Annotated in this window: 18 protein-coding genes and 5 pseudogenes; 3 read left to right on the plus strand and 20 right to left on the minus strand. The window is 42.3% G+C overall.

Features of this window, described 5'->3' with window-relative positions:
* Nucleotides 1-13: 13 nt before the first annotated feature.
* The 19 genes and pseudogenes from AC04Q4_RS09135 to AC04Q4_RS09225 form a co-directional block, all read right to left on the minus strand.
* Nucleotides 14-1,018, minus strand: coding sequence for an aldo/keto reductase (locus AC04Q4_RS09135; protein WP_476388870.1), 1,005 nt, complete (start codon nt 1,016-1,018; stop codon nt 14-16).
* Between the two features lie 10 nt (nt 1,019-1,028).
* Nucleotides 1,029-1,301 (minus strand): annotated as a pseudogene (locus AC04Q4_RS09140) (cupin domain-containing protein); the annotation flags it as partial.
* A gap of 127 nt (nt 1,302-1,428) precedes the next feature.
* Nucleotides 1,429-1,743: pseudogene (locus AC04Q4_RS09145) on the minus strand (carboxymuconolactone decarboxylase family protein); the annotation flags it as partial.
* A gap of 25 nt (nt 1,744-1,768) precedes the next feature.
* Nucleotides 1,769-2,191 carry a cupin domain-containing protein gene (locus AC04Q4_RS09150; protein ID WP_015533404.1) on the minus strand — a complete coding sequence of 141 codons (423 nt, stop codon included), beginning with the start codon at nt 2,189-2,191 and terminating at the stop codon, nt 1,769-1,771.
* A 286-nt stretch (nt 2,192-2,477) separates the two neighbouring features.
* Complete coding sequence (locus tag AC04Q4_RS09155; RefSeq protein WP_015533403.1) at nt 2,478-2,861, minus strand: DUF6262 family protein; 384 nt, start codon at nt 2,859-2,861, stop codon at nt 2,478-2,480.
* Nucleotides 2,827-4,344, minus strand: a complete 1,518-nt coding sequence (locus tag AC04Q4_RS09160; protein ID WP_015533402.1) for a tyrosine-type recombinase/integrase — start codon at nt 4,342-4,344, stop codon at nt 2,827-2,829. Before AC04Q4_RS09160 ends, AC04Q4_RS09155 begins: the two co-directional genes overlap by 35 nt.
* The gene (locus AC04Q4_RS09165) at nt 4,337-6,088 is read right to left on the minus strand and encodes a tyrosine-type recombinase/integrase (protein WP_055153009.1); all 1,752 of its coding nucleotides are present in this window, start codon (nt 6,086-6,088) and stop codon (nt 4,337-4,339) included. The genes AC04Q4_RS09160 and AC04Q4_RS09165 overlap by 8 nt, the downstream gene beginning before the upstream one ends.
* 12 nt (nt 6,089-6,100) lie before the next feature.
* Nucleotides 6,101-7,219 (minus strand): tyrosine-type recombinase/integrase, encoded by a 1,119-nt coding sequence (locus AC04Q4_RS09170; RefSeq protein ID WP_015533399.1) that lies wholly within the window; start codon nt 7,217-7,219, stop codon nt 6,101-6,103.
* Nucleotides 7,220-7,388: 169 nt separating this feature from the next.
* Nucleotides 7,389-9,365, minus strand: a complete 1,977-nt coding sequence (locus AC04Q4_RS09175) for an ATP-dependent DNA helicase (RefSeq protein ID WP_055057433.1) — start codon at nt 9,363-9,365, stop codon at nt 7,389-7,391.
* 21 nt (nt 9,366-9,386) lie between these two features.
* A complete protein-coding gene (locus tag AC04Q4_RS09180) occupies nt 9,387-10,112 on the minus strand; it encodes a DUF4240 domain-containing protein (protein ID WP_055153011.1) in 726 nt (241 codons plus the stop codon).
* Between the two features lie 524 nt (nt 10,113-10,636).
* Nucleotides 10,637-11,137: a DUF3846 domain-containing protein gene (locus AC04Q4_RS09185; protein WP_015533396.1), complete on the minus strand. Its 501-nt coding sequence runs from the start codon at nt 11,135-11,137 to the stop codon at nt 10,637-10,639.
* A 56-nt stretch (nt 11,138-11,193) separates the two neighbouring features.
* Nucleotides 11,194-11,634: an ECF-type sigma factor gene (locus AC04Q4_RS09190; RefSeq protein ID WP_055057436.1), complete on the minus strand. Its 441-nt coding sequence runs from the start codon at nt 11,632-11,634 to the stop codon at nt 11,194-11,196.
* Nucleotides 11,635-11,906: 272 nt separating this feature from the next.
* Nucleotides 11,907-12,185 carry a winged helix-turn-helix domain-containing protein gene (locus tag AC04Q4_RS09195; protein WP_081026366.1) on the minus strand — a complete coding sequence of 93 codons (279 nt, stop codon included), beginning with the start codon at nt 12,183-12,185 and terminating at the stop codon, nt 11,907-11,909.
* Entirely contained in the window at nt 12,112-12,348 is a 237-nt protein-coding gene (locus AC04Q4_RS09200) for a MerR family transcriptional regulator (protein WP_015533395.1), read from the minus strand. The genes AC04Q4_RS09195 and AC04Q4_RS09200 overlap by 74 nt, the downstream gene beginning before the upstream one ends.
* Nucleotides 12,349-13,033: 685 nt before the next feature.
* Nucleotides 13,034-13,948 (minus strand): sensor histidine kinase, encoded by a 915-nt coding sequence (locus AC04Q4_RS09205; RefSeq protein ID WP_014081148.1) that lies wholly within the window; start codon nt 13,946-13,948, stop codon nt 13,034-13,036.
* Nucleotides 13,949-13,962: 14 nt separating this feature from the next.
* The gene (locus tag AC04Q4_RS09210; protein ID WP_055057437.1) at nt 13,963-14,769 is read right to left on the minus strand and encodes an ABC transporter permease; all 807 of its coding nucleotides are present in this window, start codon (nt 14,767-14,769) and stop codon (nt 13,963-13,965) included.
* Complete coding sequence (locus AC04Q4_RS09215; protein ID WP_015533989.1) at nt 14,762-15,682, minus strand: ATP-binding cassette domain-containing protein; 921 nt, start codon at nt 15,680-15,682, stop codon at nt 14,762-14,764. Before AC04Q4_RS09215 ends, AC04Q4_RS09210 begins: the two co-directional genes overlap by 8 nt.
* 84 nt (nt 15,683-15,766) lie before the next feature.
* On the minus strand, nt 15,767-16,432 hold the full coding sequence (locus tag AC04Q4_RS09220; protein ID WP_014081151.1) for a response regulator transcription factor: 666 nt from the start codon (nt 16,430-16,432) through the stop codon (nt 15,767-15,769).
* Nucleotides 16,425-16,604, minus strand: coding sequence for a MerR family transcriptional regulator (locus AC04Q4_RS09225; RefSeq protein ID WP_117628465.1), 180 nt, complete (start codon nt 16,602-16,604; stop codon nt 16,425-16,427). Before AC04Q4_RS09225 ends, AC04Q4_RS09220 begins: the two co-directional genes overlap by 8 nt.
* A gap of 160 nt (nt 16,605-16,764) precedes the next feature.
* On the opposite strand from AC04Q4_RS09225, the gene AC04Q4_RS09230 reads away from it, so the two are divergent.
* The 3 genes and pseudogenes from AC04Q4_RS09230 to AC04Q4_RS09240 form a co-directional block, all read left to right on the plus strand.
* Nucleotides 16,765-17,118 (plus strand): helix-turn-helix domain-containing protein, encoded by a 354-nt coding sequence (locus AC04Q4_RS09230; RefSeq protein WP_055057438.1) that lies wholly within the window; start codon nt 16,765-16,767, stop codon nt 17,116-17,118.
* Nucleotides 17,119-17,371: 253 nt separating this feature from the next.
* Nucleotides 17,372-17,491, plus strand: a pseudogene (locus AC04Q4_RS09235) (plasmid mobilization protein); the annotation flags it as partial.
* A gap of 33 nt (nt 17,492-17,524) precedes the next feature.
* Nucleotides 17,525-17,722 (plus strand): annotated as a pseudogene (locus AC04Q4_RS09240) (relaxase/mobilization nuclease); the annotation flags it as partial.
* Here AC04Q4_RS09240 and AC04Q4_RS09245 read toward each other — a convergent pair.
* Nucleotides 17,699-18,112, minus strand: a pseudogene (locus tag AC04Q4_RS09245) (PcfB family protein); the annotation flags it as partial. The pseudogenes AC04Q4_RS09240 and AC04Q4_RS09245 overlap by 24 nt on opposite strands.
* Nucleotides 18,113-18,129: the final 17 nt, after the last annotated feature.

The following is an 18,129-nucleotide window of genomic DNA, read 5'->3' on the forward strand; positions in this document are numbered from 1 at the left end:
TCTCCTTTTCCCATTATTTCTTTTCATCCAGCAAAACAACTCCCTGCTTGAGATTTTTATCAATTGCACCAATGATCTTATGGGGAACATATGGCTCTTCCAAATATGCAATATCCTCGGCAGTTAATTTTATATTAAATGCTCCGGCTGCATCATCTAAATAACTTGTTTTTGTAGCCCCTATAATCGGCGATATAATCCCCTTTGCCCACTGCCATGCAATAGCAATCTGCGACATTTTGCAGTCATACTTTTCTGCAAGTTCCGCTACACGTTTTACAATCTTCATATCTTCTGTTTCTGTCTTATCATATTTTCCCATAGCAACCCGATCCGTGGTTCCACGAAGAGAATCTGACTTCCATTGCGGTCTTGCCAGATGTCCGGCTGCAAGAGGGCTATATGGCATCAGGGAAACATTCATTTGCTTACAAATCGGTATCAGTTCTCTCTCATCTTCTCTGTAAAGCAGATTGTAATGATTCTCCATCGCCGAAAATGGTGTCCATCCATGATCCCTTGCAGCCACCTGCATATTGTAAAACTGATATCCATACATCGCAGATGCACCAAGTGCCCGGACCTTTCCTGATTTTACAAGTTCATTCAATGCTTCCATGGTTTCTTCTATCGGCGTATCATAGTCAAATCTATGGATGATATATAAATCAAGATAATCGGTTCCAAGACGTGACAAGCTGCCGTCTATCTCCCTCATGATTGCTTTTCTTGATAAACGCCCTTCATTAAAATAAACCTTGGATGCAATCACTACCTGATCTCTCGCTATATTTTTCTTCAGCGCTCTTCCCAAATACTCCTCACTTGTTCCGGCAGAATACCCATTTGCCGTGTCAAAAAAGTTATATCCCAGATTAAGTGCATGTTTGATAATTTTCTCACTCTCAGATTTATCCAGCGTCCAGTCATGCATGGTTCCGGCTTTTCCAAAACTCATACAGCCCACACATAATTTTGACACTTCTATATCTGTATTCCCAAGTTTACTGTATTCCATAGTCCACTCCTTATTTTAACCTGGCATACTCTTTTTCTGATACTGCCTCGCACCACTCATTGGAACAGTCTACCCCGGGTACCTCAATTGCCAGATGGGAAAACCACTCATCCGGAGCCGCTCCATGCCAGTGTTTTACTTCTGCCGGAATGTTTATACAGTCACCCGGATTCATTTCTACCGCTTCTTTGCCTTCCTCCTGATAAAATCCACGTCCGGCTACACATACTAAAATCTGTCCGCCACCGCTTTTTGCATGATGAATATGCCAGTTATTTCTGCATAAAACTGGACTACCCCTCCGCAATCCCTTATAGTTACGGGCTTTAACGGCATACACGTCTGTGTTTTGTGCGACCCTTTCATGACGAGCAGTTTCTGCCAGGTTATTTCTCTGCTTCGTCCTCATTCCAAACCTCTTTTGCAAGATTAAAGACTGCCCAGCCTTTTGGCCAGCCTGCATAGAATGCTACGTGAGTGATGATTGCTGCGATCTCTTTCTGTGTTACCCCATGATCCTTTGCATTCTGTAAATGGAATTTCAAAGAGGAATCTGTGATTCCCTGTGCCATCAGTGCTACAACTGTGATGATACTTCTTGTTTTTAAATCAATATCTTCGTTATTCCAGTTCTCTCCGAAAAGAATGTCATCGTTAAAATGTGCAAAATCTGGTGCAAATGTTCCCAGAGCATTTCTTCCTGCTATCTGTGTGATCTTTGCCATGATATCAAACCTCCATCTTTCTTATTTATGGTAATTTGTCATACTCTTCTTCCGGTAAAAACTCAAGCCATTCATTGGAAGCTCCCTCTGCTGGAACTTCAACAGCCAGATGCTGGAACCAGCTGTCTTTCGCTGCCCCGTGCCAGTGTTTTACTTCTGGTGAAATATTTACTACATCTCCAGCTTTCAATTCACGAGCTGGTTTTCCTTCTTCCTGGTACCATCCTCTTCCACCAGTAACCAGAAGGATCTGTCCACCTTTATGATGGATGTGGTATGCATTGATTGTTCCCGGAGCGAAAGTAACCAGACCAACTGGTACTCTCTCTGTTGTAAGCATATTCAAATAGCATTCACCTGTAAAATACTTTGCGAATGCTACGTTTTCTTCACCGATTGGAAATACGTTACCTCCACCTAAGTCTTTTTTCATCTGTTCGATATCCATAAAAAATTCCTCCTTGCTCTTTTTATTTTATGGTACAACCTGAAGTAAGCTCTAGGTCAATAGATTTTGCAACTTTTTACATAAAGTTCATAATTTTTCTGTGACAGTTTGCATTTCAGGTACACTCTATTTCTTATCGGTATCATCATACTCCCATATTGCTTTCTATGTCCAATACCCATTATTATGGGTTGCTTAATGCCTTTTAAGCATAATCTGTTTCTATATCACAATGCAAAACAGATCTGCTGTATTCTGGCAGACCTACTTTGCATTATGATATAGCTTAAATCTGTTTGATAAGATTCAACTCTTTCTTGGATAGTGCTTTTTTTAACTTCTGGTTTTCCTTTATTAGATTCTCATTTTCGCTTTTCAGTTTCTGTAGCTGTTGCCGGAGCAGATTCATTTCCGCTTCCATCGCCTGACTGATAATGTTTCTCCTTGGATCCACCATACCAGCCTGCTGTTCCATTGCTGCATCAATCTCACCTCTTACAATCGGATTCTTGTAAAAGAATCCTCTAGATAAACCAGTCTTTTGCATCAGTGCTGGTACGGACACCTTTTCTCTCTCCAACACCATTGTCCGTATTGTCAGGACTGCCCGTTCCACTTTTTCTTCGCTCTTTCTTTTATTCAATTCCAGCATCTTGTCGTATTTGCTCATATTCTTCTCCCCATCCGTCCAGATTTGCTAAGATAATCTGTGACATAAGATTTCTTACTTCCCTTGTCTCATCTGCCAGTCTCTGATTGCTCATTTTCCGGTAGTACTGGACGCTTTTCACTCCTTTATGACCCAGGAGCTTTGCTATGGTCCAATCATCCACATGGAGTTCTGTCAGCTTTACCCCATAACAGTGCCGGAACATATGCGTTCCAAATCCGAATAATTTCCCGCTGTCATCTCGGATATCTTTTTCATAGATCATTCGAAGCACTTTATCCTGCAAGGTTTGGTAACTGATTGGTCTCTCCGGTTTGTTCTCGTCCGCAAAGATATAAATGCTTTCAGGATAATGCTCATTTGCATAACTGACTGCCTTTCCAATCAGCTGTGCCAGCTCCCGGCTGATCGGTTTTTCATATCTTCTTGTTTTCGGCTGGTATATGATAATCATATCCTGACGGTCATGTTTATAAAGGCAGTCTTTCCGCAAGGTCAGCGTGTCGGAAATTCTGGTTCCAAGCATCTGGTGGATGATCATTGCCCTTGCTATCTGCTCTTCCATTTTTACAATCTGGGCATTCAGTCTTTTCAGCTCACTGTCCGAATAAGATTTGAATTCTGCTTTCCGTTCTGGCGGAAAATCAGATTTTAAAAACAGTTTTGTAAGATGTGGAAAATCATAAATTTTTCCGATTGTTTCCAGCACATTTCGAAGCTTTAGCAGGTCATCCCGGATGCCATTCCCTCCGTTTGATTCTACCTTGATGTTGATTAAAAATTGTTCTATGATCTCCCGGTCAATCTCTTCGCAGGTGCTGATCTTGGAATGCTTTTCATCCAAATACTTTGAAAATTTATTCATGGCGGACAGTTCACGTTTTATACTGCCAAGGGCTTCGGTTTTCAGATGATGGTAAATTGCTTTTTTTACTTCTTCCCGAATATCTGGTTGCCGGATTCCTCTGAAATTTAGTGTCTTATGGTTGACAATCGGATTTGTCCGCAGGATAAGCGGAAGCCTTTCCAGATGCCAGATATCCTTTGCCAGCTCATTGGTTTCTGATCGGTCCAGTGTAAATTCCAGAAGGCTTTCAAAATACCGGATCAGGGCAGCTTTTTCCACCGATTCAGTCTGAATGTTCGTCACTTTATGCTTCGTCAAAGCCCTACCGTTTTGTATCATCCACATTTTCAACTGCTTTATCCAGAAGTCTTTTTCTCTGTCAAGCAGGCTGTTTTCCTGATGGGATGACTTCTGAAAAAATTCACATAAGCTGTTAAAATAATGCCTTTCCCTTTTTATGGTCAGGATGGATACCTGCGTTCCACGGTAGTAAATGTATTCGACAAATTCTGTCTGAAGCTGGTTTTCCGGCAGTTTATCCAGATCAAAATATTGTTCCTTATTCAGCTTTTCCTTTTGCTCATCGGTAGCCAGCTTATAACATTCCAGTTGTTGGAATTTCAGTTTATTATCCATGCTTCTCTCCTTTCTGCATACAGGCAAGCAGGCTGTTTTCCTCTTCCTCAAAGTATGCGTCATTTTCTTTAGCAATTTTTCTTGGCATATAATCTATATACTGCATGGTCATTTCCTCAAACGTATGTCCCAGATAGTCCCGGATGCTTTGGATTGATACGCCATGCTCATAAAAATTGGTTGCTACGGTATGTCGGTAATCATGAGACTTAAAAATATATTCTCCATTCTGTATGCCTATCTGGGAGCAGTATTTTTTCATCTGCCCCATGAAGGTGCTTTTGGAAAATGCTCCACCTTTCCGATTCCGAAAAATGTATGCTTCTTTTTTGGTAGGGTGCTTTTTCAGATAAACCTGCATCAGACGATACAATGTTACCGGAATGGGAACCCTTTTATAATTTTTCATTTTCACCTGGTAGACCTTCATCCAGCAGTCACCATTCTGGATATAATACGCATCCCCTTTTAAGGTGCAGACCTCACTGATCCGGAGTCCCACACACCAGAGATGTAAAAACATCATTCTCAGGTGTTCAGGAAACTGTGAGAGGTTTTGGATAATTTCCATATACACATCCTCTTCCACACTTCTGTCATGGTGGACTGGGATCTGTTTTTCCAAGTAATACGATGCATAAAACGGAACCTTTTTTATATACCCCTTTACTTCCAGAAATTTCATAAAAAACTGTATTCCCGAAACATTGGTATTAAATGTCTTTGCTCCCATAGCACCATTCTGCAAATTCTTTAAATATACATCAATCAGGCTGGCATCACACTTGGTAACTTCCAGTTCGCTGATCTCCTGCAAAAAATTTCGAATGGTTCGGAATCTTTCGTACACCGTGCTGAGCGCCAGTTCTCCGATTCCAATTTCGTACTTCATATATTCCTGAAGCAGCAATCGATTCTTGGGCTGTAGAACTTCCTGAAATGATATTTTTTCTATACTGTCACTCTGGTTTATTCTTTCTTTGGCAATACGAAACCGCTCTAAATACCAGATGGTAGCATCCCATCTTGTTTCATCAGTTTCTATAAAAATCACTTTACGGGCAGTTTCCACAATGCTCTTCAGTCGTTTTCGCCGTTGCTCTTTCTCGACTTTCTGCTTCAGGTAGTCCTGAAATGCTGTTTCCTGTTCCAGCTCCAGAAGCTGGATATCTGTAATCTGCTCCCGGATGCAAAATTCGTAAAAAAGCTGTAGCCCGGTCAGTTTATATTCCCTCAGTCTGGAAATTTCATAATTCTTCAGAATATATTCCAGCACGGTAAAAATCTGACGTTTCAGTTTCTCACTGGCTGCCGCTTTAAAATTCCAGACCATGTTGCTCCGACACCGTACCGTTTCCACACTCTTTACGATTACAGGATCTGAGTGGTATGGAACAAAAAGTATTTCATTTTTATATTTCCATTCACATTCCCTCTGTCCAGCCGGAGTTTTCATCCGTTCCCGGATGTACGCCTGCCGTATCCGGTCGAACGTTCCGGTATATCGGTAAATGTAATTTCGCTTTATCAGCGGTGTTATGTATAATTCAAATTTCATTCGCAGTTCATAATCTATTTCCGAAAGATGTTCTACCATCTCATCTGCCAGAAACAGCAGAATCTGTTCTGTAATGGAACTTCCTGCTTCCTCTTTTGCAAACTCCCGGATTTCTTTTCGTAGCTGCTCAATCCGCCTGCTCCGTTCTTGTTCTGCCTCTATAAAAGACTGTAAAAACGCAGGCATAAAAACCACCTCCTATAGCAATTCCTCAATCCCATACAGGGAGGAGTGTTTCTCGTAGAATTCCTGGCTGGCATCCAGCAGTTCATCATCCACAATGTCCAGATAATTGATGGTTGTCTGGATGTGGCGGTGTCCATAGGCCAGCTGTATCAGTTCCAGCGACCATCCTGCTTTTCTCCGCTCATTTCCAAAGTAATGCCGGAGCATATGAGGCGTGATCTTAATCCCTGTTTTCTTATCCATTCTTTTTAGCATGGAGTATACTGCTTCCACGTTCATTGGTTTTCCGATATTATCCCCGGAAATATTCACAAACAGGCTTGTCTGGTGCTGAAGTAGTTTTCGGTACTCTGCGATATACAGATTTAAAAAGCCGAAGGTATCTTTGCTGATCTTCGCACTTCGGTATTCTGCATTCTTTGCTCTCGCTCCATTTTCATTGTCCTCACGGAAATATACCCGGATTATGTGGTTCTGATAATCAATGTCCTTACTGTAATCAATTCCTAAGATCTCACCGATTCGGTAGCCTGTCTCTGCCAGAAGCAGCATGAGAAGCCGATCTCTTATATTGGTACACGCTTTCAAGATTTCCACAATTTCATCTTTCTTTGCTGCTCTCGCCTTATGCTCTTCCTCTTTTAAATAGCCTTTGAAACTCTTTGATCGTATGCTTTTCTTTACGCCTACTGCATCCACGGCTACAAAATAATTATAGGACAGGACTTTCAGCTCCCCGAACTGCTGGTACTCTTCTTCTATAAAAAGATAGAACCTGAACACATCTCTTAAGTATGCGTTGCAGGTTCCATTGTTTGGAGATCTGTGATTTTTATCTCTGGTATGCTTCCCGGCTTTCAGCCAGTATAAAAATTCCACAAAGTGATTTGTCTGTTCAACATAAGGCATTTGATATACGTCTGTCAATTCCTTTTTCTTTTCATGGATGTATTCCAGATAGTACAGGATTGCAAGTGCGGAGCGCCGCACCGTATTCGGTGAACATTTACTCCGTATCTTGTGCATCAGATATTTGGTTGGAAGCAGGACGATATCCAGTGTTTCCACATCTCTGATAAAGAAATAAACGGTGGAACCCTCTCTTTCTTTTTCCAGTTCATATCGTCTCATTCCTGCTCACTTCCTTTCCTCTAACGCTATACACAGTATACCCAACTCATGCCGATAAAGCTATCACAAATACCACCAATTCGGTCAAAACCGCTCCTGAAATACCACTAAACTTTTTGTCTTATTTTCTGTCCAGATCTGGGCAGAACCAACAACACCACGGATGTTATCAGCTGTAGTAACGCTCCACTTTCCGGCTTCGGATAAAGTCCTCTACTTCATCGATTTTTTCTGCCATCTGGCACTTTGGCAGGGCGTCCAGAACATCTCCCCGGTACTTTCCTTTCTTTGCCGCTCGGTGGTCTAAAATGGACACTACACAGGTGTCCTGCTCCGTCCGGATCGCCCGTCCGAATCCCTGGCGCAGTTTCTTCTGCATATCTGGAACAACAACATTTTGAATGTAGGATTCCAGTGATCGGTATTGTTCCCTTTGTGCTTCATGGATGGGGTCCGGTACAGCAAACGGCAATTTTACAATGATCAGGGACGATACCATATCCCCCGGAAAATCCACACCTTCCCAACAGGAGCCGGCTGCAAACAGAACGGCATTTTCCATCTTCTTAAACCGTGCGATTTCTTCCTGTGAGTTTCTCCATACCTGCACCATCGGGAACGGGATCTGATCCCGCAGGAGCTGCTGCACATTTCCCATCAGGGTATAAGATGTAAACAGTACCAGTGTATGCCCAAAAGTAGAACACACCAGATCACGGATCTGGCCTGCAAGTTGCTCGACCTCTTCCCGGCTTCCCTTGAGCGTCGCTTTTAAATTCTCAGGAATATAGAGCAGACAGTTCTCTCTGTAACAAAATGGGGATTCTGCTACACACTCCCGGACTCTGCTTTTCTTTTCCAGCCCGGTCATCTGTCTGGTCCTTACAAACCCATTTCCGGCTTTTAAAGTTCCACTGGTGAGAATCGAGGGAAATCCCCTGTCCCATAAGGAATCATGGAGAAACCTTGGAATCTCTCTGCTAACAGCCATAAACACAGGATCTCCCCTGCCGTCTGGCTGAAGAAATAAAACGTATCTGGTATCCTTCTTCAGAAACCAGCCGAACAGCTCTTCCATCTCTTCCAGCCGCCGGAAGATCCAGTAAGGGACATTTCCAGCAAGTCTTTTAAGCATAAGACTGAGATTCCCCCTTACCTGCTCCAGAGAAGATCGGCACTTTGCCGGAAAATAGAAATTTTCTTTTCCAGCTATGTCATCTCCCATCCCGGCCTGATCCTTACGGATTTCCATTGAAAGTGTATTAAACCAATCCTGTAGTCTCTTACCTTCCGAACTTTTATGCTCCCTGTTTAAGAAATACGAGATTTCCTGCACATCCTCTCTTCCAATACTTCTCCCATCCATCTGGCTGGCAGCTTCTGGGAGCTTATGTGCTTCATCTACTACCAATGCTCTGTAATCCGCCAGCAGAGGCCGGTATTCATTCATCCGGTGCATGGCGTCTGCCAGAAGATAATTGTGATTGCATATCTGTATAAAAACTTCCTCTTTTTTGGAAACATCCAAATATTTCTGATAACGGCATCCTGCTTTCCCCGGACACTCCCTGGGGCAGAATTTCGGTACGCACACCAGCCTGCGGTCAAAACCGCTCAGGTTATGTACGGAATCTAAATCAAAGTTATGCCGGAGGGACTTCAATGCCTCCATCTGTGCCTGATTTTTATTCTTATCCCGGACTGCCTCCAGTCTTTGGGCCAGCCTGTAATCGCATACAAAATGTTCCTTTCCCTTGCGGACAACTGCCTTTAATTCTCCCTGAAGCAGATCTGCTTTTAACAGTACATCCGATAAAAAAGGAACATATTCCTCTATGATAGCTTTCTGTAAGGCAATGCTGGAAGTGGATACCACCACAGGCCGCCTGTCACATCCCGAATAACCGGAATGCAGTACACTATATTTCCGCATCAGGATGCAGGCAGTCAGATAGGCATAGGTTTTTCCAATGCCCACTCCTGCATCACAGAGCGTGATCTCATTTTTCATAAGGGCATCCAGCATTTCATGGCAGAGACGGATCTGTTCTTCTCTTACGTGAAGCCCGACTTCCGGTAGAAGTTCCCGAAAGATTCTTTCCACTTCGCCATGCGCCCTTTTTTGATATTCATTTTTATAACACATTACTTCTCCTTGCCGGGAAGCTTATCTTACCGTACCCTTACGGACGGATCTGACTGCTTCCGGTGCTTTTGCTCCCTGCTCCTGCATTTTCTTTATGGCAGCATTTCCCCGTGCCATCATCCTTCGGATATCCGTCCGGGAAACATTCCATGTCCTTACCTTCTGTGGAGCATTCCTTACCTGCTCGGACAAATGCCTTTCACAGAGTTTCGGATAAACCACCATGGCTTCTGGCAATTCCAACGGATACTCGATCATGGGATGGTACACAATATCCCGGATCACCTGCTCATAGCTTTCCATCTGCATTCTGGCTGTACTATCCTGGTAAATATTTTTTCCTTTCATGGCACTGTAGACCTGCGATGAGATATATCCCAATGATTCAAAACTACAGTATCCATAAGGAGTTACACCGGAAAGGGAATCCGGATCTTTTAAGGCATTCAGATATACATCTTTTCCCTGGGCGATCAACCACATCCGAAAATCGGAAAAGCTGTCATCACTGCACCCTGTTTCCATCAGAATACCTGCCGCTGTCCATAAGCCATACTTATAAGCTGCATCCCGGTAACTGTAAACCAGATTATGGAATTGCAGAACATCCTCCGGTGTCATATAGAAAAGCTGTTGCTTGATCCACACCGCCGAAGCATCCAGATCGGTGCCGCACACTTCCTTTGCTTTTTCAATCAGATTCCAGAACTGATCCTTGCTCATCCCACTTCTTTTTGTTTCTTCCATCTTTCTCTCCCCTTGATGTGACGTTAATACCACAAGAATACGGCTGTAGTCTCCCACAGCCGCATGGTATCTGATATCAACGACACACTTCTTCATTGATTTCTTTTTTATCTTGCTGTTCCGCATTTGACCTCGCACCCCCGGAACTATCCCTGTATTTCTTCTGGGAAAGGGGACACTACAGGCGGGCGGCTGGCCTGCCGCCGCTCACAGATGTCCTGGGGGTCTTTCTGATTACAACCCGGAGTCCATCTTCCGCTCTCTGGCTGGTAACGTGTATCATTATCCCCCATCCGTGATCTTGGCGAAAGGCTGCCACCGCCTTATTCACAGCTATGCTTTCTCGCTCCAAGTCTAAGAATCTTTACCCTATACTTAATCATGGCGCTCATACTGTCACGCTTCTACGGTTGGGAACGTACCTGTAGTGCCGATATTCACTTGCCAAAGAACAGCCGAGGGATGTCCCTCTGCTTACTAGCCGATGGCAGTGTATTTTTTTATTCACTTCACAAAAAAATTTTTTATCGTGATTCCCCGGATCTGTTTTTCTTTTTTCCTTTTGCCGGATTCTTCTGCTGTGCATCTTTCTTCTGCTTTTCTTTCTGCTCTTTGGCTTCTTCCGGCGGCATCTTCATCACATGAAGTTCCCCGTTAAACAGGGTGAAAATTTCCGGTGACTGATATTTTTCTTTAAACTTTTCAATCTGCTCCGGTGTCAGCGAAGTAAAATCGTCTTCTGTCAGTCCTACTACAAGGAATGTTCCGGCAATGGCATCATAGACCTGTCCTCGGTCATCGTACAATGCCCGATTTAACGGCAGCCCCTCAAATTTTCCATTGCCGTTTAAAAGGATTCCAACTTTATCATCAAACGGATAGGTCATTTCAATGTCACCGCCTACCGCCTGCTGCAGATCCTCCAGCTCATTGGGGATGTTCTTGACATAGGGTGCTTTCATCGGCTCGACTACCAGCACCGTCATCATTTCTTCCTGCATTTCGGACACTTCTTTCTCATCCATCGTATCAATCCTCCTGTCTGTTCGTTCTGATAATCAGCCGATGAGAGCCTTTTGTTTTATTCAAATTTCATGGACTTTTTGATTTTCTCCCGTAACCTCCGCAGTCTTGTATAAACAGTCTGCTCCGGCAGTTCCATGTGATGGCTGATCTCCTTTGGTGCATATCCCATCATCTTCAGAACAACCATCTGAAGAGTTTTCTTGTCAGTCGATAACAGGATCTGGAGCAATTCCTCATTCTCCACGGTATCGAGCAGGGCTTCCACACTCTCTGGCTGAGACTCTCCTGATTCTTTTTCTTCCAGAAGCAGTTCCATACAGTCCAGAAGTGAGGTCTGATGTTCCCGGAATCTCCGCTCTGCGTTAAAATCGTTCCAGTCATACTCCCGGAGCTTCTGGATCGTCTCTTCATCCACACCCTGCTCACGCAGGATCTTCTCTTCCTCTGCTTTCCACTGGTTCCATCTATATTCTTCTTTTGCTTTGTTATAAGCCACTTATCTTTTCCTCCGATCTGAATTTTTGTGAAATCAAATCGGAGTGTGGCGGTGATCTGGCTCGTTCTTCCTGTCCACAGGAATGTCCGGCATCTCTGCTGTTTCCCTGCAAACACGGATCTCCTTTGTAATCATATCTTTACAAAGGCACAGTGTATCGGATGCACCTGTCAGTTAACGGTCAGAAACCTGTCAATTGACGGTCAATTTTTATCACCTTCTTTCCAGCACAAATAAAATAAGACGAACAATCTTTTTACGGATTATTCGCCTTACTGCTGTTCGTTTTCATTATTCAATTCAAATTTGTAACCTATATCCCTGACACTGACAATGCAATTCCCGGCACCGTCTTCAACGACATTCAACTTTTTTCTCAATCGCTTTACCAGACACCAGATGATATTTTTAATATCACCAACAGAATAATCTTTCCATACAAGCTGGTAAATCTGTTCAAATGTGTATAGCCATAGCTTAACCTCCCTGTCGTGCTGGGGGCTTCGCTGTCGTCTTTGCCCTGTGATACCAGTCCCAGATTGCAGCGTCAGCTATCAAACGGCGGTTTCCATTCTGTATATATTCAAGCTCGCCGCTATCCATAAGCTCGCGCAGCTTATTTTCCCCGATACCGCTAATCTTGCTCATTTGCTCAACGGTCTTTAACATAGGGAATACAGGGATAGCGGGGCTTGTTGTTTCCTTTTTTGCCATAGGAAAATACCCCCTTTCATAAATGGCTAAAAAGTCAAGTTACAAAAAGTGGGCTTTAACCGGGCGGCTGTTAGCACAACCTCGCGGGAATTGCACCCCTGCTCATTTAAGGCAGCTTTACCCATTGCCTGCGACGCTCTGAACGCTCGGACTGTGGATGTAAAGGCTTATCTTCCCTCAATGCGTGTCGTCGCCCGCAAGCTGCTAACTTGCTTCCCGTCGCGGTGTTTTTCGCTCGGCTTTTCCCGATAAGGAAATAGCGTCATGGCGCACCCTCTGTATGGCTCGGCGCAAAAAGGACGTACCCGGTTTGCCCTATACTGCGTCGCCGTTATCTTGCGTCGCTTTCTTTGTCAAGGAACATACGGGGCTGCTGCGGATTGATACGAAACGGAAAAGGGGTTAGATGATTTGACAGTTCATATATGAGGGTAGAAGTGTCCCCGGCGGTGGACGAGCTTTTTTTGATAAGCTGAAATGTGCCGTACTTTGTCGATACGCTCTATATATCATGGCGGCTACCTCCATTAGCCGCCGTTTTTACGGTGTTAGGGTCGTCGTAGACTTGCCGATAGGCAAAAAGAAGCGGCGGCTCTGAAAATCAAAGCCGCCGTAATTTAGAAATGGCGCGTGAAAATACCTCTGCTTTGCGACGGCTTTTTTTCTTTTGCCGTCGTCCGGCAGATTATTTTTTTATGAGTAAGGGCGAAAAATCAATCGTAATCATAAAATTATGGTCATGTATTTCAATTATTGGATTTGTACAATTCATCATAAGTAATAGCTTTTTCACAATGTAAAGTCCTTGTCCAGACGTACCATTACTTCTTGAAACATCTGCTACATAAAAGCGTTCCAACAGTTTTGAATATTCTTCTGTAGGAATAGATGCAACAGGATTTTTAATACAGAGTTGTACAGAATCTGCAATATTAATTAGTTGAATTACAACATTATTTGTAGTGGATGTTACCGCATTGAATATAAGATTTTGTATAATGCGAATACACGCCTTTCTGTCAGCATTAAGATAGATGTCCATATTAGGTATTTCTATTTGGGGTTCAATTCCATTAACGCTGAAAATCGAATAATTGTCTAGCAGGATTTCAGTAAGCAATGAGCATAGCTCAACCTTTTCATAGTAAAATGGATATTGTCCTGCTTCTAAAAGAGAGATTTGATAAAAGTCATCTATGAGACGTTCTAATCTCAATGCTTTTCCGGATAATGCTGAAATATATTCCGCTCTTTTTTCATCAGGCGCACTTGATAGAAGTTGCAAATATCCGCGAATGGAAGTTAGTGGTGTCCGTAAATCATGAGAAAGGCAAGAAATATTCTCTTTTAATTCATTCTCCTTTTTTTGAATTTCGCCCAGATAAATATTATCTTTTGATACAATCTGATTTATGATTTCAACCAAATGCTCTAACCGCCTATCAGATAAAGACACTGTAACTAACTTTTTCGTTTTTCTATTCAGAATAGCATTTAGTTGGACGATTACTTTATATATCTGTATTTTCCAGTTAATTAAAGAAATTGAAAGGATAATGACCAATGCTATCAGAACAAGAAACATAATCGCCCAACCCATATTCTACCTCCCTTTTACTTGATTTCTTTTCTAATCATAATAAGACCGCCAACAATCAAAAGAGAAATGCACCCTATGAAATAGAATGGTAAATGCTCAATAATACCCATTGTGCGACAAGAGCTGAAATTCATCCAATAGTACATAGGATTTCCATATACAAAAAATTTTAAGGGTATTGAAACCGTCTCCATATCACTCCATAGCATTAAGTAAACAGACGCTCCACTGAATACATATAAGCAGCAAATCCCTGTTACAATCCCTGTATTTTGAATAACGACACATAAAAAAATAGAAATGCTTTCTAATGCTAATAAAACCGTTCCGCAAGCAAGAGCCCATCCCAAAAGGTTTATTACTTCACTCGCAGTTGGAATGTAACCGGATTGTATGATTTCAATAACGAAAAATGTAGCTACAAAAATTAGATACGTTATCAGAGACACCACCAATATTGTAATCGCTTTGGTGTAGTAGAGAATAGTTCGTTTAGTGCCGTATGCAACAGATAATTTGATTGTACCCGTATTATATTCTTTTGTAAAAAATATGGTTGCAAATAAAATGCCAATAATCCAGAAAAAGGCTGTATATGCAAGAGATGAGCGGGCAACAGTTTGAAACGTTGGTATTTCACTAGATAGATAACACTTAGCTTGAAATCCGATTACACTTTCTGTTCCATCTCCGGCTCCAAAAAAAGTCATGTCACCAAGTGCAAAAGAGACCATTATAACCGCCGCACATACGCCTAATATAGTTATCAATATCTTTGAGTGACGCAATTTATAAAATTCAGCTTTAAAATGGTTAATCATTTTGGCACCCTCCTATCAAATTAGTGTAATAAGTTTCAAGACTATCTCCAGATTGTGCTAACTGATAAATCGTAATGTTATTTGCGCTTAGCAACGCTGATACTTTTCCGGCATTTTCAACATAATCATATAGATGAATACTTTTGTCTGGCATAACAGAAAAATTTGAAGTATTCAGTTTGCTTTCCAATAAAACACTAGCAGCAGCTACATCATTCACTTGCAACAACAAATGCTTTTTGCAGCGTTTGTCTAACTCTGTAGCGGTAATTTCCTGTAAAAGTTTCCCCTCATGTAAGATACCATATCTATTTGCTAATTGATGAAGTTCCGTGAGAATGTGACTTGAAATCAAAATAGTGATTCCACGTTCTTTATTTAGTCTTTTGAGTAAGTTTCTTAATTCGATAATTCCAGTAGGGTCTAGTCCGTTAATTGGTTCATCTAGTACGAGAAATTCAGGATTCCCAAGCAAAGCGATTGCGAGAGCTAGTCTCTGCCGCATACCCAAAGAGAAATCTTTTGCTTTTTTCTTTCCGGTATCTTTCAAACCAACTAATGCTAAAGCATTATCAATGCAACCTTTTCCTGGAATACCGCGTTGCAAACGTTGTACCTCCAAATTTTCATAGGCTGTCATATCAAGATAAAGAGAAGGGCTTTCAATAATACAGCCAATGCGCTCACGCTGCTTTGCAAGTTTCTTATTGCTTTCACCGAATAAAGCAATTTTGCCAGTAGTAGGTTCTGCCAGTCCGGTTAGTAAACGAATCATTGTTGTTTTACCGGCACCGTTTTCTCCGATAAACCCATAAATATCTCCTTGCATTACAGACATAGATACTTGATTTAGGGCTAGTGTATTGCGATACTTTTTTGTGATGTTGATAGCTTCAAAAACTGTTACGTTCATTTTTTCACAGCTCCTTTCTTGTTATTTAGTATCGCAGACAATTCCTTGAATAATCTAAAGGTAAAGCTAAAGATTATCTAAAGCTCACTTTGCAAATCGGTAACCCAAGCCCCATATGGTCTTAATTCGGCAGCCTTCGCCCTTTAATTTTTTTCGTAAGTTACTTATATGTGTGTTAATGACATCATTATCCCTTGCAAATGGTTCTTGCCAAATACTTTCATAAAGATTTTGCTTAGAAAAAACTTTATCAGGATATTTCGCCAGTAGTTCTACAAGTTGATACTCTTTTGCTGTAAGCACAATAATTTCGTCTGCAACAGTAACTATTTTTGAAGATGTATTAATGGAAAGTTCTCCAAAGGTCAAACAAAGATTGGGAGTATCTTTTTGACTTCTTAGCAAATTGCGTTCAATTCGCGCTAGTAATTCGTCCAAATCAAACGGCTTTGTTAAATAGTCATCAGCACCCAAGCGTAGCAGTTCGACTTTGTTGAATGTTAAACTTTTTGCAGAAACAACAATTACAGGTACGTCTGAAAATTTTCTGATATTTCTAATTAACTCATCTCCACTGATAAAAGGAAGCATTAAATCTAAAATAATTAAATCCGGGGATAATTCTTTTATACGTTCAATCGCATTTGCACCAGTAAGTGTGAAGAAGACTTGATAATTGTACTTTTCCAGATGGTCTTTTATCATAACGCAAATTTCTTTATCATCTTCGATAATTAAAACATTATTCATGTTGAAACTCCTTTCTGCGTCTATCAGTCGGCTTTTCCGCGTCCTTTGGTATCAGCCACATACTGCCAAATTTTGAAACGCCCGGTATGCGCTCCCCCTCACAAAGTTTCTGCACCCGTCTTTCTGAAATGCCCCATTTGCCCGCTGCTTCTGCACAAGACATATATTCCATAAGCCACCCGTCCTTTCTTCAAAGTTTATCAGTATAATTATATACGGTATGGCGAATAATAGCAAGTGCGGAAATAGGCATTATTTAGGTTCGTTATAGGAAGTATATAGACATATCCAAGAAGAAAGGGGAACAGTAAAATGTAACTGGGTGAATGAATATGGCAAAAAGACCAGTAGAAAAGTACGACTTCAAGGCTTTTGGGCAAGCAATAAAGAACGCGCGGAAAGAGCGCAAAGAGAGCCGCAAGAAAGTAAGCGACGAAATGTATATTTCCCCGCGTTACCTTGCAAACATTGAGAACAACGGGCAGCACCCAAGTTTACAGATTTTCTTTGAGCTTATGCTGCGCTATCATATATCCGTAGACCAGTTTCTTTTAGATACGCAGCCGGAGAAAGACACAAAGCGGCGGCAGCTTGACGCGCTTCTTGATGATATGAGCGATACAGGCATACGGATTGTCACCGCAACGGCAAAAGAGATTTCCGAAGTCGAAAAAGAGGGCGAATAGGAATGTCCGGCCTAAAACTGAATAGGATTTAGGAAGCGTTGTAATCTTTTTTGAGATTGCAGCGTTTTTCTTTTGCGTAAGTTTGGCAAAACGGGGCTTTCTGTTGTAATAGGGAGTAAGAAAAAACTTTCATAGCAAGCATAGGAAGCGGGTACCCACTTCCGTATTTTCGCCCTCCTGCGCTGCGACGCGTCGGTTGAAAATGGCTTATTGGGAAGTATCCCAAACCCTCGGAATGGAAAGGAGCGAAAGCATGGACGGACGCAAAAGAACGGTACAAATCAAATTTAGAGTAACAGAAGCGGAACGGGATTTAATTCTTGAAAAAATGAAGCTCGTCCCCACCCGGAACATGGCGGCATATCTTAGGAAGATTGCCATTGACGGATACATTATCCAAGTAGACCATGAAGCTGCGGCAAAGGCACTCAAAACGGCGGGCATTACAAAGCTCCCCAATCCCGCCACGCTGCAAAAGGAATATGAAGCACTCCAAGCGCAGAAAGAAGCCCTTTACGCCGATTATGGCAAGCTGAAAAAGAAAGTCCGGGAATATGACGTTATCAAGCAGAACATAGACAGCATTTTGCAGACAGGAAAGCAGCTTGCGGATAGAGGGCTTTTTCTCCTGCGTCAGCTTCTTTGCGGAAAATTCCTTAAAAGCTGCGGTCAGCACGTCAGCGTCGCGCCCTTTGAAAAACACAAGGTAGCGGGGCGGGCTTTCCGTCGTGTCCTTTTTCAGCGCAAAGTCGATACCGTACTTTTTCGCCGTACTCTCAAAGGCTTTGATATTGCCCTCGGTAATCTCAATGTTGGAAACGCCCGCGTTCTGCTTCATAAGCTGCTTCAAAGTCTGTTTGCCCTGCGGCGTTTTGTCTTTCTGCTTCTTCATCTGTGCAAGCAGCGTTTTCATAGCCTTTTGAAGCGTCTGCGCGGTCAGTTTCCCGGTCTTGATGTAAAGGGCTATGGTCTTTTCGTTGATTTCATCTTGCATTTACCGTCCTCCTTTCG

Source organism: Blautia sp. HA8986 (assembly GCF_056504635.1).

What these genes read in the sequence shown, in the direction of transcription:
- AC04Q4_RS09135 (WP_476388870.1), bottom strand. Translation starts at nt 1,018, where the DNA reads ATGGAATACAGTAAACTTGGGAATACAGATATAGAAGTGTCAAAATTA.
- AC04Q4_RS09150 (WP_015533404.1), bottom strand. Translation starts at nt 2,191, where the DNA reads ATGGATATCGAACAGATGAAAAAAGACTTAGGTGGAGGTAACGTATTT.
- AC04Q4_RS09155 (WP_015533403.1), bottom strand. Translation starts at nt 2,861, where the DNA reads ATGAGCAAATACGACAAGATGCTGGAATTGAATAAAAGAAAGAGCGAA.
- AC04Q4_RS09160 (WP_015533402.1), bottom strand. Translation starts at nt 4,344, where the DNA reads ATGGATAATAAACTGAAATTCCAACAACTGGAATGTTATAAGCTGGCT.
- AC04Q4_RS09165 (WP_055153009.1), bottom strand. Translation starts at nt 6,088, where the DNA reads ATGCCTGCGTTTTTACAGTCTTTTATAGAGGCAGAACAAGAACGGAGC.
- AC04Q4_RS09170 (WP_015533399.1), bottom strand. Translation starts at nt 7,219, where the DNA reads ATGAGACGATATGAACTGGAAAAAGAAAGAGAGGGTTCCACCGTTTAT.
- AC04Q4_RS09175 (WP_055057433.1), bottom strand. Translation starts at nt 9,365, where the DNA reads ATGTGTTATAAAAATGAATATCAAAAAAGGGCGCATGGCGAAGTGGAA.
- AC04Q4_RS09180 (WP_055153011.1), bottom strand. Translation starts at nt 10,112, where the DNA reads ATGGAAGAAACAAAAAGAAGTGGGATGAGCAAGGATCAGTTCTGGAAT.
- AC04Q4_RS09185 (WP_015533396.1), bottom strand. Translation starts at nt 11,137, where the DNA reads ATGGATGAGAAAGAAGTGTCCGAAATGCAGGAAGAAATGATGACGGTG.
- AC04Q4_RS09200 (WP_015533395.1), bottom strand. Translation starts at nt 12,348, where the DNA reads ATGGCAAAAAAGGAAACAACAAGCCCCGCTATCCCTGTATTCCCTATG.
- AC04Q4_RS09205 (WP_014081148.1), bottom strand. Translation starts at nt 13,948, where the DNA reads ATGGGTTGGGCGATTATGTTTCTTGTTCTGATAGCATTGGTCATTATC.
- AC04Q4_RS09210 (WP_055057437.1), bottom strand. Translation starts at nt 14,769, where the DNA reads ATGATTAACCATTTTAAAGCTGAATTTTATAAATTGCGTCACTCAAAG.
- AC04Q4_RS09215 (WP_015533989.1), bottom strand. Translation starts at nt 15,682, where the DNA reads ATGAACGTAACAGTTTTTGAAGCTATCAACATCACAAAAAAGTATCGC.
- AC04Q4_RS09220 (WP_014081151.1), bottom strand. Translation starts at nt 16,432, where the DNA reads ATGAATAATGTTTTAATTATCGAAGATGATAAAGAAATTTGCGTTATG.
- AC04Q4_RS09225 (WP_117628465.1), bottom strand. Translation starts at nt 16,604, where the DNA reads ATGGAATATATGTCTTGTGCAGAAGCAGCGGGCAAATGGGGCATTTCA.
- AC04Q4_RS09230 (WP_055057438.1), top strand. Translation starts at nt 16,765, where the DNA reads ATGGCAAAAAGACCAGTAGAAAAGTACGACTTCAAGGCTTTTGGGCAA.